The organism is Pseudonocardia terrae (assembly GCF_021343995.1).
Taxonomy (GTDB): Bacteria; Actinomycetota; Actinomycetes; order Mycobacteriales; family Pseudonocardiaceae; genus Pseudonocardia; species Pseudonocardia terrae.
This window is the reverse complement of sequence record NZ_JAJTTE010000006.1, coordinates 1-13,421: the sequence shown is the minus strand read 5'-3', so window position 1 is coordinate 13,421 and position 13,421 is coordinate 1. Positions and strand designations below refer to the sequence as shown.

11 protein-coding genes are annotated in these 13,421 nt (G+C 73.7%); 7 read left to right on the top strand and 4 right to left on the bottom strand.

The genetic code is table 11. The features are described 5' to 3' along the window. Nucleotides 1-28 precede the first annotated feature (28 nt). The gene (locus LWC33_RS05525) at nucleotides 29-1,696 is read right to left on the bottom strand and encodes an alpha/beta fold hydrolase (protein WP_233303129.1); all 1,668 of its coding nucleotides are present in this window, start codon (nucleotides 1,694-1,696) and stop codon (nucleotides 29-31) included. Between the two features lie 335 nt (nucleotides 1,697-2,031). On the opposite strand from LWC33_RS05525, the gene LWC33_RS05520 reads away from it, so the two are divergent. Beyond that, nucleotides 2,032-3,771: a DEAD/DEAH box helicase gene (locus LWC33_RS05520; RefSeq protein WP_372476550.1), complete on the top strand. Its 1,740-nt coding sequence runs from the start codon at nucleotides 2,032-2,034 to the stop codon at nucleotides 3,769-3,771. A gap of 128 nt (nucleotides 3,772-3,899) precedes the next feature. Here LWC33_RS05520 and LWC33_RS05515 read toward each other — a convergent pair whose 3' ends face one another. Beyond that, nucleotides 3,900-4,088, bottom strand: coding sequence for a DUF7455 domain-containing protein (locus LWC33_RS05515; protein WP_037050289.1), 189 nt, complete (start codon nucleotides 4,086-4,088; stop codon nucleotides 3,900-3,902). Nucleotides 4,089-4,401: 313 nt separating this feature from the next. Here LWC33_RS05515 and LWC33_RS05510 point away from each other — a divergent pair, with 313 nt between their 5' ends. From LWC33_RS05510 to LWC33_RS05485, 6 genes are all read left to right on the top strand, one after another. Continuing rightward, on the top strand, nucleotides 4,402-5,295 hold the full coding sequence (locus tag LWC33_RS05510) for an EamA family transporter (RefSeq protein WP_233303277.1): 894 nt from the start codon (nucleotides 4,402-4,404) through the stop codon (nucleotides 5,293-5,295). A gap of 471 nt (nucleotides 5,296-5,766) precedes the next feature. After that, entirely contained in the window at nucleotides 5,767-6,915 is a 1,149-nt protein-coding gene (locus LWC33_RS05505; protein ID WP_233303127.1) for a sugar ABC transporter substrate-binding protein, read from the top strand. Between the two features lie 163 nt (nucleotides 6,916-7,078). Then, nucleotides 7,079-7,855: an ATP-binding cassette domain-containing protein gene (locus LWC33_RS05500; RefSeq protein ID WP_233303126.1), complete on the top strand. Its 777-nt coding sequence runs from the start codon at nucleotides 7,079-7,081 to the stop codon at nucleotides 7,853-7,855. Then, nucleotides 7,852-9,291, top strand: a complete 1,440-nt coding sequence (locus LWC33_RS05495) for a sugar ABC transporter permease (protein ID WP_233303125.1) — start codon at nucleotides 7,852-7,854, stop codon at nucleotides 9,289-9,291. Before LWC33_RS05500 ends, LWC33_RS05495 begins: the two co-directional genes overlap by 4 nt. After that, nucleotides 9,288-10,487, top strand: a complete 1,200-nt coding sequence (locus LWC33_RS05490) for an ROK family transcriptional regulator (protein ID WP_233303124.1) — start codon at nucleotides 9,288-9,290, stop codon at nucleotides 10,485-10,487. Before LWC33_RS05495 ends, LWC33_RS05490 begins: the two co-directional genes overlap by 4 nt. A 297-nt stretch (nucleotides 10,488-10,784) precedes the next feature. Beyond that, a complete protein-coding gene (locus tag LWC33_RS05485; protein ID WP_233303123.1) occupies nucleotides 10,785-11,600 on the top strand; it encodes a DUF1775 domain-containing protein in 816 nt (271 codons plus the stop codon). Here the strand turns inward: LWC33_RS05485 and LWC33_RS05480 are convergent. Further along, nucleotides 11,566-11,820, bottom strand: a complete 255-nt coding sequence (locus LWC33_RS05480; protein ID WP_233303122.1) for a hypothetical protein — start codon at nucleotides 11,818-11,820, stop codon at nucleotides 11,566-11,568. The two genes, LWC33_RS05485 and LWC33_RS05480, sit on opposite strands and share 35 nt — an antisense overlap. 523 nt (nucleotides 11,821-12,343) lie before the next feature. Then, nucleotides 12,344-13,421 (bottom strand): YncE family protein (locus LWC33_RS05475; protein WP_233303121.1); only part of this gene is annotated, 1,078 nt, incomplete at its 5' end.

Genomic DNA, 13,421 nt, shown 5'->3' with positions numbered 1-13,421 from the left:
GGAGGCTGCACCAGGCGAGACGAGCGACTCAGATATAGGTGCCCGGAGCCGGGTGGATCGGGTGCAGCCCGCGTCCGCCCAGCTCCGGCGGCGCGTCCACGACGTCACCGGACCGCTCGCCCAGCCAGGGGACGAGGTCCTCCCACCACGAGCCCTGCTCGACGTGCGAGGCCGCGCGCCAGCGCTCGGCGTCGGCCGGGTTGCCCGCCGACACCGCGCCCGGGGCCACCCGGTGCGCGCTCGTCCCGTATCCCACCGCGGCTGCCGTGCTGCCCGGGACCAGCACGAAGCGGCACTTGCCGCCCAGCACCTGCGAGGTCCGGTAGACGGCCTGCCAGCTCCCCACCCGGTCCGCGACGCCGGCGAGCAGGTAGACGTCCCGGTCGACCGCGGAGAGGTCGACCGGGCCCCCGAGGACCTGGGCGGCGCCGGACCGGGTCAGCGCACCGGTGAGCGCCAGCCCGGCGAGATCGCGGAACAGCGCCGCCGGCACGGGCTGCGCGTCCAGGTTCCAGACGCGCAGCGGATCGGGCCGGGTCTCCCCGTCGCCGAGGTAGCGCCGCTCCCAGGCCGGCCACACCAGCGCCTCCGGGCAGAGCAGGGCGTGGATCTCGGCGAGCCGGCGCCCGTCGAGCAGGCCCGCCCGGCCGACCGAGGTGACGGCGGCACGGACCTCGGCGTCGTCGACCGGCGCGGCGGAGGGGCCGGTGCGCGAGCGCTCGCGGTCGAGCGACGTGCCGGCCAGCACGAGCGCCGCGACCCGTTCCTGCCGCTCCAGCCGCGCGGTGACGGCCGCGGCCAGCAGCCCCCCGGTGGAGAGGCCGAGCAGGGTGGTCCGGTCCACCCGGCAGATCCGTCCGCACGCCCCCAGCGCCTCGACGACGGCCTCCGCGTAGGCGTCGAGGCCCCGCCCGGCGTCCTCGGGGCCCGGGTCGTGCCAGGACAGCGCGAACACCTGCTGGCCGGCCTCGACGAGCCGGCGGACCAGGCTGCGGTCGGGCGCGAGGTCGACGAGGTGGAAGCGGTTGACCACGCCCGGCACCACCAGCACCGGCACCTCGGCGACCTGCTCGGTGGCCGGCAGGTAGTGGATCAGCTCGAACAGCGGGGTGCGCAGCACTACGGCGCCGGGGGCGGTCGCGGTCTCGGTGCCGGGCTCGAGGCGGGCGCCGCCGTCGGGCAGCCGGGGCGGGCTCGCGAGGTCCGCGGCCAGGGCGCGCACGGCCCGGACGGCACTCGTGCCGCCCGAGCGCAGGGCGTCGCGCAGTCCCCGCGGGTGCAGCAGCGGGTTGGTGCCGGGGGCCAGCAGGTCGGCCAGGCGGGCGACGGCGACGCGGAGGCGGTCGGCGTCGTCGGGATCGGCGGCGAGGTCCTCGACCAGCTCCAGGGCGGCGGCCCGGGTGGCCTTGTGCGCCTGGAGCAGGCGGGAGAGCAACGGGTCGTCCGTCCAGGCGGGATCGGCGTGCCGCGGGTCGTCCGTGCGGCCGGCGGCCGGGCGCGCGCCCAGCCCGATGCGGCCGAGATCGGCCAGCACGCCCGCGGCGCGGCCGGCCGTGGCGGCGGGGGAGCGCAGCGCGGCGGCGGCGAGCCGGGCGGCCGGGGCGACGGGCAGCAGCCGCGCTAGCGGGCCGCGGGCGGCCTCGGTGAGCAGGGCGTCGAGCGGCAGGGCGGCGTCGTCGGCCTCGGGCCGGGTCATCGCCCGCCCCCGCCGGACCGCACCGACAGGGCCGGCTGGGTCGACCGCACCGACCGCACCGATCGCGCCGTCGGCCGCTCGTCTTGTTCCGCCCGGGTCATCCTGCGCTCCTTCCCGCCCGGTTCGTCCCCCGGTGCCCGTCCGGTCGATCCTCGCAGCCGCCCCGGTGTGCCCGCAGGTGTACCCCGGACCGGGAGCCGCGGGCCAGCCCGCCGCGCGTGACGTGCGCGTTCGCGCCCGGGTCGGGGCACGGCATCGCCCGCGTTCACCGCCGGATACCCTGATCGGCGGCCCCAGCACCCCTCCGGGGGCAGGTCGGCAGGACAGGGAGACGTGTGTCGCAAACCGAATCCGTACCGATTCAGGGACTCTCCTCGGTGTCGGCTCCGGGCTCGCGCCCTTTGCGTGCCTGGCAGCGTTCGGCGCTCGCCCGGTACCTCGCCGCCAGGCCCCGGGACTTCCTGACGGTCGCGACGCCGGGCGCGGGGAAGACCGCCTTCGCGCTGCGGGTGGCGAGCGAGCTGCTGGCGGACCGGACGATCGAGGCGGTCACCGTCGTCACCCCGACGGAGCACCTCAAGTACCAGTGGGCGCAGTCCGCGGCGGCGGTCGGGATCGCGCTGGACCCCGAGTTCCGGGCGTCGGCCGGCACGTCGCGGGACTACCACGGCATCGCGATCACCTACGCCGGTGTGGCCGTGCACCCCAACACCCATCGGGCCCGCACGGAGAACCGGCGCACGCTGGTGATCCTCGACGAGATCCACCACGCCGGCGACGCCAAGTCGTGGGGCGAGGGTGTGCAGCTGGCCTTCGAGCCGGCGGAGCGGCGGCTGGCGCTGACCGGCACGCCCTTCCGCTCGGACGACAACCCGATCCCGTTCGTCGAGTACGAGCGGGACGCCGAGGGCGCCCTGCGGTCCCGCTCGGACCACCAGTACGGGTACGCGGACGCGCTCGCCGACAACGTCGTCCGGCCGGTGGTGTTCCTCGCCTACTCCGGGACGTCGAGCTGGCGGACGAGCGCGGGCGAGGAGATCAGCGCCCGGCTCGGCGAGCCGCTCACCAAGGAGCAGACCGCGATGGCCTGGCGCACCGCGCTGGACCCCGGCGGCGAGTGGATGCCCGCGGTGCTCGCGGCCGCCGACAAGCGGCTCGACGCCCACCGCAACAGCGGGATGCCCGACGCCGGCGGCCTCGTCATCGCCACCGACCAGAACACCGCCCGGGCCTACGCCGCGCTGCTGCAGCAGATCACCGGCACCGCGCCGGCGCTGATCCTCTCCGACGAGGCGGGCTCGTCGGACCGGATCGAGTCCTTCTCGAAGTCCGACGAGCGGTGGATGGTCGCCGTCCGGATGGTGTCCGAGGGCGTCGACGTGCCGCGGCTCGCGGTGGGCGTCTACGCGACCTCGGCGTCGACCCCGCTGTACTTCGCCCAGGCCATCGGCCGGTTCGTGCGGTCGCGGCGGCCGGGGGAGACGGCGTCGGTGTTCGTGCCGTCCGTCCCGGTGCTGCTGGGCCTCGCGAGCGAGCTGGAGGCGCAGCGCGACCACGTCCTCGGCAAGCCGCACCGGCCCAAGGAGGAGTGGAACGACGAGGAGCTCGCCCTCGCGAACCGGCAGCAGGACGAGCCGGGGGAGGACGAGAAGTCGTTCACCGCGCTGCACGCCGACGCGGAGCTCGACCAGCTGATCTTCGACGGCGCGTCGTTCAGCGCCGACGAGGAGGAGTACATCGGCCTGCCCGGCCTGCTCGACGCCGACCAGGTCCGCACGTTGCTGCAGCAGCGCCAGCAGGAATGGGTCGACAAGGGCTCCCCCCGGTCGGGTGCCGGCGCCCGCGCGACCCCGCCGCCCCCGCCCGAGCCGTCGCGCGCGATGTCCGTGCGCGAGCAGATCCAGAAGCTCCGCAAGGAGCTGAACACGCTGGTCGCGCTGCACAACCACCGCACGAAGAAGCCGCACGGCGTGATCCACAACGAGCTGCGCCGGGCCTGCGGCGGCCCGCCGACCGCGATGGCCACGATCGAGCAGCTCGAGGAGCGCATCGCCACGATCCGGTCGTGGCGGTGACGGTCGTCACCCTCCCCCGGGGCGGCCGGGAGCGGACAGACGAGAGGGCCGGCCCCCCCCGGTGCCGGCCCACACCACCACCCACACAAGAACCGCGCCGGGAGTCGCCCCACGCCCATCACTCGTGCCTACTCAGCACCCTGCTGGACGTCCACCTCGAGCTCGCGCAGCTTGTCGGCGTGCGCACGCGCGTGGTGTCCGCAGAACAGGAGCTCGCCACCGGAAGGCAGCACGGCACGAACCTTTGCGGCCGCTCCGCAGCGGTCACAGCGGTCGGCGAGGGTCAACTCGGGCCGGGTCAGGGTTCCAGGCTGCATAGCGGTCTCCCTCCGTCTCGACACCGATCCTCCGGTGTCGCTTGCTGTGACGACCGCTCGCGCGGTGCGCCCACTCTTGCAGACGTTCACTACCCCTGCATGTGTTCCCGTCCCGTGTCGCGACGACAATCACAGATCGACCTATCGGGGTCGGGTGACCGTCGAGGCGGTGGCGGTCCGATGACGAACACGGATTCAGTTGACTACGAGTGAATGATGCGGTGCGCGGTGTGACACCGCAAGGTGTGGCGTGTAAACAGTCCGGTCGTCGCGGCTACGGAGCGCGACCGGGGGTGTGGTCGTGGCGCCGAGCATGATCCGCCGGGTCCCGGCGCCCGTGCTCTTCGTCGTCGGGGGCGCCTCGATGTACGTCGGGGCGGCCCTCGCGGTCGGGCTGTTCGACCGGTTGTCGCCCGCGGCCGTGGCGGTGTTACGGATCTTGGGTGCGGGGCTGGTGCTGCTCGCGTGGCGGCGTCCCCGCGGGGCCGCCTGGCGGCCCGCCCGGCTGCAACGGTCGATCCCGTTCGGGCTGGCGACGGCGCTGATGAACGCCGCGTTCTACGAGGCCATCGCGCGCCTGCCGCTCGGCACCGTGGTGGCGCTGGAGTTCTGCGGGCCGGTGGCGGTGGCGGCGGCGCTGTCGCGGCGGCCGCGGGACGTCGGGGCCGTCGTGCTGGCCGCGGGCGGGGTGGCCCTGATCGCGGATGTGCGCTGGTCAGGCAGCCCGTCGGGGGTGCTGTGGGCGCTCGCCGCGGCGGTCATGTGGGCCGCCTACATCCTCCTCGGCAAGCGGGTCGCGACGGCCGGGAACGGCGTCGACGACATGGCCGTCGGGTTCACCGTCGCGGCCGTCCTGTGCTCCCCGGTGCTGTTCCTCGACGGGGCCGCGGGCCTCGCACCGCTGACCGACCCGGTGGTGGTGCTGCTCGCCGTCGGGGTCGGGGTGCTGTCGAGCGTGATCCCGTACGGCCTCGACCAGGTGGTGCTGCGGCGCGTCGGGCAGGGCCGGTTCGCGGTGCTGCTGGCCCTGCTCCCGGCGACCGCGACGGTGATCGGCTTCCTCGCGCTGGGCCAGCTCCCGGGCGTGGCCGAGGCGGTCGGCATCGCCGCCGTCGTCGCCGCGGTGGCACTGCGCTCGCGGGACGGGGACCGCCCGCCGGAGGTCCTCGAGGTGCCCCGGGAAGCGCCTCCTCGTCACGGGGAGTGACCACAGCGGTCGGTCACGGTGCGTCATCACCTCAGCGGCGCTCGGGTGAGGACCACCCGATCCGGTGGTGGGCGGCTCGCGCCGCGTCGACCACGCCCGCCCCGGCGGTGCCGCCGCTCGGGGTGACACGGAGCGTGAACCTCTCGGACGGAGCACGCCGGTCGGTGAGGTGCGGGAGGCGTTCCGTCCGGGCCGCCGCGGGAAGTGGTCTCACTCCGCCGGTCCGCGCCCGGGCGGCCCAACGGTGCCGCAGGCCCCGATGTCACGGAGCGGAGCAGATCCGTGACGCTGGGCACCCGGAAACGGCACTGCGGCAACAAATGTCGTCCGGCGAGACCGAATCGTGACGATCTGCTGCGATCTTGACCGATCCAGCATGCTTTGCATCACAGACTTCTGTTGCATACGTTGTCGCCCACAACATTCACCCGATGTCGTCGGACACCGGGTCCACAGTGAGGTGGAGGGCGGATGCGGGTAGGCAGGTCGGCGCTCAACGGTGCGCCGAAGATGATCGCGGCGCTGGGGCTGGGGCTGGTCCTCACCCTCACCGCGTGCGGGGCGAACAGCTCCGGCGGTTCCTCGGGCGGCTCGGCGGGTGGCTCGGCCGCGCCGAGCAGCGGCGGCGTCAAGGTCGGCGTCATCCTCCCGGAGACGGACACGTCGGCGCGCTGGGAGGGCTTCGACAAGCCCATGCTCGACAAGGCCATGCGCGCCGCGGGGCTCGACCCGGACATCCAGAACGCGCAGGGCGACGAGCAGAAGTTCTCCACCCTGGCCGACGGGATGATCTCCAGCGGCGTGAAGGTGCTGGTCATCGCGTCGATCAGCTCGGACGGCGGCGACGCCGTCGCGGCCAAGGCCAAGGCGCAGGGGATCCCGGTCATCGACTACGACCGGCTCAACCTCGGCGGCACGAGCGACTACTACGTGTCCTTCGACAACGAGAAGGTCGGCGCGCTGCAGGGCCAGGGCCTCGCCCAGGCGCTGCAGGGCAAGCAGGGCGCCCAGGTGATCCAGATCGAGGGCGCGCCCACGGACAACAACGCGACCCTCTTCTACAACGGCCAGCAGAGCGTGCTGAAGCCGATGTACGACGGCGGCCAGCTCAAGCTCGTGGCCAACCAGGCCATCGACAAGTGGGACAACCAGGTCGGCGGTCAGACCTTCGAGCAACTGCTCACCGGCAACGGCGGCAAGGTCGACGGCGTCGTCGCGGCGAACGACGGCCTGGCGGGCGCGATCGTCACCGTGCTGACCAAGTACGGGCTCAACGGCCAGGTGGCCGTGACCGGCCAGGACGCCACGGCGGACGGCCTGCAGGCCATCCTGCGCGGCGACCAGTACATGACGGTGTTCAAGCCGATCCAGGAGGAGGCCGACGCGACCGCCAAGCTCGCCGCGGCCCTCGCCAAGGGCGACACCGCCACCGCGGACCAGACGGCGACCCAGACGGTGAACGACCCCAAGGGCAACCGCCAGGTCAAGTCCGTGCTGCTCACCCCGCAGCTGATCACCAAGGACAACGTCAAGACGGTGACGGACGCGGGCTACGTCAAGGCCAGCGAGATCTGCGTGCAGGCCACGCAGGCCGCCTGCGACGCGGCCGGCATCAAGTAACCCGCCGGGCGCGCGGTCGGGGGGCGGAGGCGGAGCCGACCATCGGCTCCGGAGGCGGAGCCGACCATCGGCTCCGGAGGCGGAGCCGAGCCTCGGCGACGGAGGCGGAGCCGATCATCGGTGCCGCCCCCTCCCGGCCGGGCGCCCTCGCTTGGAGGTCCGCATGTCCGAACCCATCCTGCAGCTGCGGTCCGTGTCGAAGAGCTTCGGCGCGGTGCAGGTGCTCCACGACGTCGACCTGACGGTGCGCGCCGGCGAGGTGACCGCGCTCGTCGGCGACAACGGCGCCGGCAAGTCGACGTTGGTCAAGTGCGTCGCCGGGATCCACCCGATCGACGGTGGCGAGATCCTCTTCGACGGCGACCCCGTCGCGCTGCACAGCCCCTCCGACGCGTCGAAGCTCGGGATCGAGGTCGTCTACCAGGACCTCGCGCTCGCCGACAACCTCGACATCGTCCAGAACATGTTCCTCGGCCGGGAGCGCGGCAGGCCCTGGCTGCTCGACGAGGCCGACATGGAGCAGGCGGCGCGGCGCACCCTCGCCTCGCTGTCGGTCCGCACCGTCACCAGCGTGCGGACCCCGGTGGCCTCGCTCTCCGGCGGCCAGCGGCAGACCGTCGCGATCGCCAAGGCCGTCCTGTGGGACTCCCGGGTCGTGCTGCTCGACGAGCCGACCGCGGCCCTCGGCGTCGCGCAGACCCGGCAGGTCCTCGACCTCGTCCGGCGGCTCGCCGAGCAGGGCATCGGGGTCGTCCTGATCAGCCACAACATGGCCGACGTCTTCGAGGTCGCCGACCGCATCGCCACCCTCTACCTCGGCCGCATGGTGGCCGAGGTGCCCACGCGCGACGTCACCCACGGGCAGGTCGTCGAGCTCATCACCGCAGGCCGGTCCGGGGACCTCGGGCTGGCCCGACCGGAAGGGGTGGTCGGGCAGTGACCGCACCCGAGACGCACAAGTCCGCGGCCGAGAAGGCCGACCCCGGCAACCGGGCCGCCGACTTCGGCATCGACACCACCGCCCGGACCACGGGCGAGGCGATCCGCGGGTACCTGCGCGGCCTGCGCAGCGGCGAGCTCGGCTCGCTGCCCGCCCTGCTCGGCCTCGCCGCGCTGTTCGTCCTGTTCACGATCCTCGACTCCGGCGGCACCTTCCCCAGCCTGCTGAACCTCGCGAACCTCCTCCAGCAGGGTGCCGGCCGGACCATCATCGCGATGGGCCTCGTGTTCGTGCTGCTCACCGGTGAGATCGACCTCGCCGCGGGCACGGCGTCGGGCCTCGCGGCGGCGCTCATGGCGCTGCACCTCGTGAGCGGCGGCAACATGCTCGGCGCGATGGGCGGGTTCGTCTTCGCGGTGCTGATCGTCGCGATGCTCGTGGCCGCAGCGCTGGCGATCTGGGTGCGGGTGTGGGCGGGCGCCGTGGTCAGCGTGCTGACGGCCGTGATCCTGCTGATCGGGGCACCGGCCAACCCGTGGATCGAGATGCTGCTCGCGATCGGCGTCGGTGTGGTCGTCGGCTGCCTGACCGGCTTCCTCGTCGCCCGGGTGGGGATGCCGAGCTTCGTCGTCACCCTCGCCCTGTTCATCACCTGGCAGGGCGTGATCCTGCAGCTCATCGGCGACGGCGGCACCCTCGGCCTGCGCGACCCGGTGATCAACGCGGTGGCCAACGGCAACCTGTCGACGCTGGGCTCGTGGCTGCTGTTCGTCGTCGCGGCGGGCGGGTACGCGGCGGTCAAGCTCCTCCAGCAGCGCAGCCGGCTCCACAAGGGCCTGGTGGCGCAGCCGACGGGCCTGGTCCTCATCAAGGTCGGGGCCGTCGTCGTGCTCGGGGCGGTCGCGACCTTCCTGCTCACCCAGGACCGGTCGCCGGGGGTCATCGCGATCTCCGGTATCCCTTATGTCGTGCCGATCGTCCTGGTCCTCCTCGTGCTGGGGACCTACGTCCTCGACCGCACGCGGTTCGGCCGGCACGTCTACGCCGTCGGCGGCAACCGCGAGGCGGCCCGCCGGGCGGGCATCGACGTCGTCCGGATCCGGGCCGCCGTGTTCGTGATCAGCTCGGCGTTCGCGGCGATCGGCGCGATCGTCTACTCGTCGAAGGTCGGGTCGGTCTCTCCCGCGGCCGGTGGCGGCAACACGCTGCTGTTCGCGGTCGGCGCGGCCGTCATCGGCGGGACGTCGCTGTTCGGCGGGCGGGGGCGGGTCTCCAACGCGGTCATCGGCGGTGCCGTGCTCGCGACCGTCGAGAACGGGCTGGGCCTGCTCAAGCAGCCGGCCGCGGTGGTGTTCATCATCACCGGCCTGGTGCTGCTGCTCGCGGCGGGCGTCGACGTCCTGTCCCGGCGGAAGTCGGCGGCCGCCGGCAGGTGACCGAGCGAGCCCGCGAGCGAGAAGTCCGCTCGGTCCCGACCTCCGGCACCCGTCCCGACGACGCGCGCCGGCACAACCGGACCGCGCTGCTGCGCCGCCTCCACGTCGAGGGGCCCTGCACGCGCGCGACGCTGGCGAGCGAGCTCGGGCTCAACCGGAGCACGATCAAGGCGGTGGTCGACGGGCTGGCGGAGGCGGGCGTCGTCACGGAGGCCGTCCCGGCGCAGCGCACCGGCGCCGGGCGGCCCTCCCTGCTGGTGCTGCCCGAGGCGCAGGCGGCGGTCGTCCTGGCCGTCGACGTCCGGGTGGACCAGGTCGCGATGGCCATGGTCGGGATCGGCGGCCAGATCCTCGGCCGGCACAGCTGGAACCTGCACCGCACGACCCGGCTGCCCGGCGAGGTGATCACGCACATCGCCGAGTCGGCCCAGCTGCTGCGCGACGAGCTCGGCGTCCGGGAGCAGGGGGTCGGGATCTCCGTGCCCGGGGTCATCCGACGGGCCGACGGTCTGGTCCACGAGGCACCCAACCTCGGCTGGCGGGAGATCGCCCTGGGCAGCCGGCTGGCCGCGGTGCTCGGCTCGCCCACCACCGTCGGCAACGACGGCGACCTGGGTGCCCTCGCCGAGCACGTCCGCGGGGCGGCGCGGGACGCCTCCGACCTGCTCTACCTCTCCGCCGACGTCGGCGTGGGCGGCGGGGTCATCGTCGGCGGCGTGCCGCTGCGGGGGTCCGGCGGGTACGTCGGCGAGATCGGGCACATGATCGTCCGGCCGGGTGGGCGGGCGTGCTTCTGCGGTGAGCAGGGTTGCTGGGAGACCGAGGTGGGCGAGCCGGCGCTGTGCCGGGCCCTGGGGCTGCCCGAGGACACGCCCCGCGGGGTCCTGGTGGCCGAGCTGCGGGACCTCGAGTCCCGGCCCGGCCGGCTCGACCTGCTCGCCGAGTTCGCGGAGTGGCTGGTCACGGGCCTGGTCACGGCGGTGAACATGCTGGCACCCGAGCTCGTGGTGCTGGGCGACCTCTTCGCCGCCCTCCCCACCCCGCTCGTCGACCGCATCCGCGACGAGCTCCACCGCCGCAGCCTCGTCAGCCGCGCGGCCGGCCGCACCCGCGTCGCCGTCTCACCACTCGGGCGGGACGGGAAGCTGGTGGGTGCCGCCGAACTCGCCTTCGAGCCGGTGCTGGGCGCGGTGTAGGAGCCGTTCCCGCGAGTCGGGGTCTGGGCTTCCGCGAGTCGCGCTGTGGGCTTCGGCGAGTCGGGGTCTGGGCTTCGGCGAGTTGGGCTTTGGGGTTCGGCGAGTCGGCAATTCGGGTGCCTGAGTTGCACATCCCCGTCGTCCCCCGACATGTGCGGTTCGGTGGCCCGGAACTGCCGGCTCGCGGGAGGTTGACCGGGTCGTTCCGAGCGCCCACCGTCGTCACGCACTGTGCGGCGGTAACGGCCGCACCCCAGGGGCGAGCCTCGGGGCGGGAGCAGTGGCGAGGAGACGGGCATGCGGGGGATCGGCCGGGCGGTCGTCCCGCTCCGGCGTGCCCTGCTGATCGTCCTGACGGTCGTCGGGCTGGGCACGCTGTCCGCCGGTGCCGCGGCGGCGGACGTGACCCTCTCGCCCGACCACACCGAGGCCGGCGCGCGGGACGTCGTCGTGATGTTCCGGGTGACCGACGACGACCCCTCCGACCCGGTCGTCGCGCTGCGGGTGGACCTGCCCACGGCGCGCCCGCTGGAGGACCCGCAGCCGTCGGCACCGTCGGGATGGAAGGTCACGACCACGGCGACGGGGATCGAGTGGAACGGCGGTCCCGTCGGGGCCGCTCCCGTGGAGTTCGTGCTGCGCGTGGGCCGGATGCCCGACGGCGCGGGTCCGGTGCGGTTCCGGGCGACGCAGACGAGCCGGTCCGGTGCCGTCCTCGAGTGGTCGGACCTGGTGACGCCGGGTCGTCCCCCGCCCGCGCGCGCGGCCCTCGTGCTCCCGTACGGAGCGGCGGTCCAGGCGATCCCGATCGGCGGCCATCACGACCACGACCAGGCGGCCCGCGACGCTGCGGCCGGCCTGCCCGCGACGCCCTCGCCCGGCTCGAACGCGGCGTGGACCATCGGCGTCGGGATCGCGCTCGCGGCGCTGGTCGCGATGGGGATCCGGGAGCTGGGGAAGTGGCAGGCCGCCCGGTTCGCCGCCCACCGTGGGAACGGGAGCGAGGCCACCGAGGATCGTGAGGAGGGCCGGAAGCCCGAGGTGGTGGCGCCTGCCGGGGCCGGAGGTCCGCGGAACCTCAGGCGGCGAGCAGGGCGCGACCGGACTCGGTGAGGGCGACGGAACCGTCGGCGTCGGCGATGAGACCGGCGTCGGTGAGGCGCGGGGCGGCGAACGGGTCGGCGAGGAACAGCCCGTCGACGACGAGGGCGGAGCCACCGGACAGCCGGACACGGCCGGCCTCGATGGCGCGCAGGACGGCGCGGTCGCGATGGGAGAGCGCCGTGCCGCCGGTGCCGGTGACGAGAGCGAGCTGAGCGGTCTGTGCGGACATCGTGCTTCTCCTTCCGTCCTGGCGCCGGGGCCCTCCCGGTGTCGGTGTCGAACGACAGGAAGCATCCCGCCGGACCGAGCCGACGACGATGACGCTGGCCCCACTCCTACCGGGGCCGACCCGCCGACCGGGGTGGGGGTGACCCCCACGCCAGAACCGGCGGAGCGATACCCGTGGTCCGGCGACCTGAACACGAATGACCGGGCGATCGGAGAATTCCCCCGAAGGGCGGTACCCCGGCGCGCACCGCGAAATGTCGGCGCGAGTCGCAGGAGCGACCGCGATGGGCAACTCGGTCATCCGACAATGCCGACCCGCGGTGCCCGGGCTCGCGACTCGCACCGCCGGAACTCCCGACTCGCGGAACATCAGGACGTGACTCGCGGGAGGTGAGGGCCCGACTCGCGGGAGGCGAGCCGGGAGTTCGTCGGCCGAGGCGTGCGGCGGCCGAGGCATGCGGGGGTGGAGCCATTGCCGGTGCCGTTGCCGGTGCCGGGAGTGGGGCGGGACCGGAGCCCCGGGGTCAGCCGGTCAGGTTGACCTCGGTCAGCGTGCCGCTGTTGAGGTTGGTGATGTAGGCCTTCTTCCCGTCCGGGGTGACCGCGAGGCTGGTCGGGGCGTCCCCGGTCGGCAGGGTGGCGGTGACGCCCCAGTTCTGCGCGCTGATCACCGTGAGGTTGTCGCCCTCGACGCCGGTGACGTAGAAGAACCGGCTGTCGGGCGCCCACGCGATGTCCTGCGGCTTGTGCCCGACCGGCACCGTCGCGACGACCTTCTGGGTGGTGGTGTCGATGACGGTCGCGGAGTCGCTGTCGTAGTTGACGTTGGCGACCCACTTGCCGTCGGGCGACACCGCGAGGCTGTGCGGGCTGACCTGCACCTTGACCTCACCGGTCACCGTGTCGTCCGCGGTGTTGATGATCGAGATCACGCCGGACTCGTGGTTGGCCGTGTAGGCCGTCTTGCCGTCGGGGGCGAAGGCGACCCAGTGCGGGTTCGGCGCGACCTTGATGTCGTGGATGAGGGTGTCGGTCGCGGTGTCGATCACGCTGACGGTGCCGGAGTCGTGGTTGGGCACGTAGAGCTTCGACCCGTCGGGGGTGACGGCGAGGGCGTACGGCGCGGTGCCGACCGGGATGGTCGAGGTGATCGAGTTGCTGGTCGTGTCGAGGACACCGACGACGTTGACCGTCTTCTGGTCGTTGAAGATCGAGACGTAGACGCGCTTGCCGTCGGGCGCGAAGGCCAGGTACTGCGGCGGCCCGGCCTGGACCGGGATGGTCGCGACGACCTTGTCGACCGAGGTGTCGAAGACGGTGATGACGCCGGCGTTGCGGTTGGCGATGTAGCCGAGCCGGCCGTTGGGCGACAGCGCGATGAAGCCGGGGGTCTTGCCCACCGGGATCGTCGGGCCCAGCGACGGGATCGGCACGCTGGTGGCGGGCGGTTGATTGGTGGGCTCGGTGAGAGGCGGCATCTCCCCGCCCGGCTCGCCCGGGGCCGGAGCCGTCGCCGTCGTGCCGGAACTGCCGAGCAGCCCGAACTGCTTCGCGGCGAACCAGCCGACGCCGCCGACGGCGGCCAGCAGCACCAGCACCACG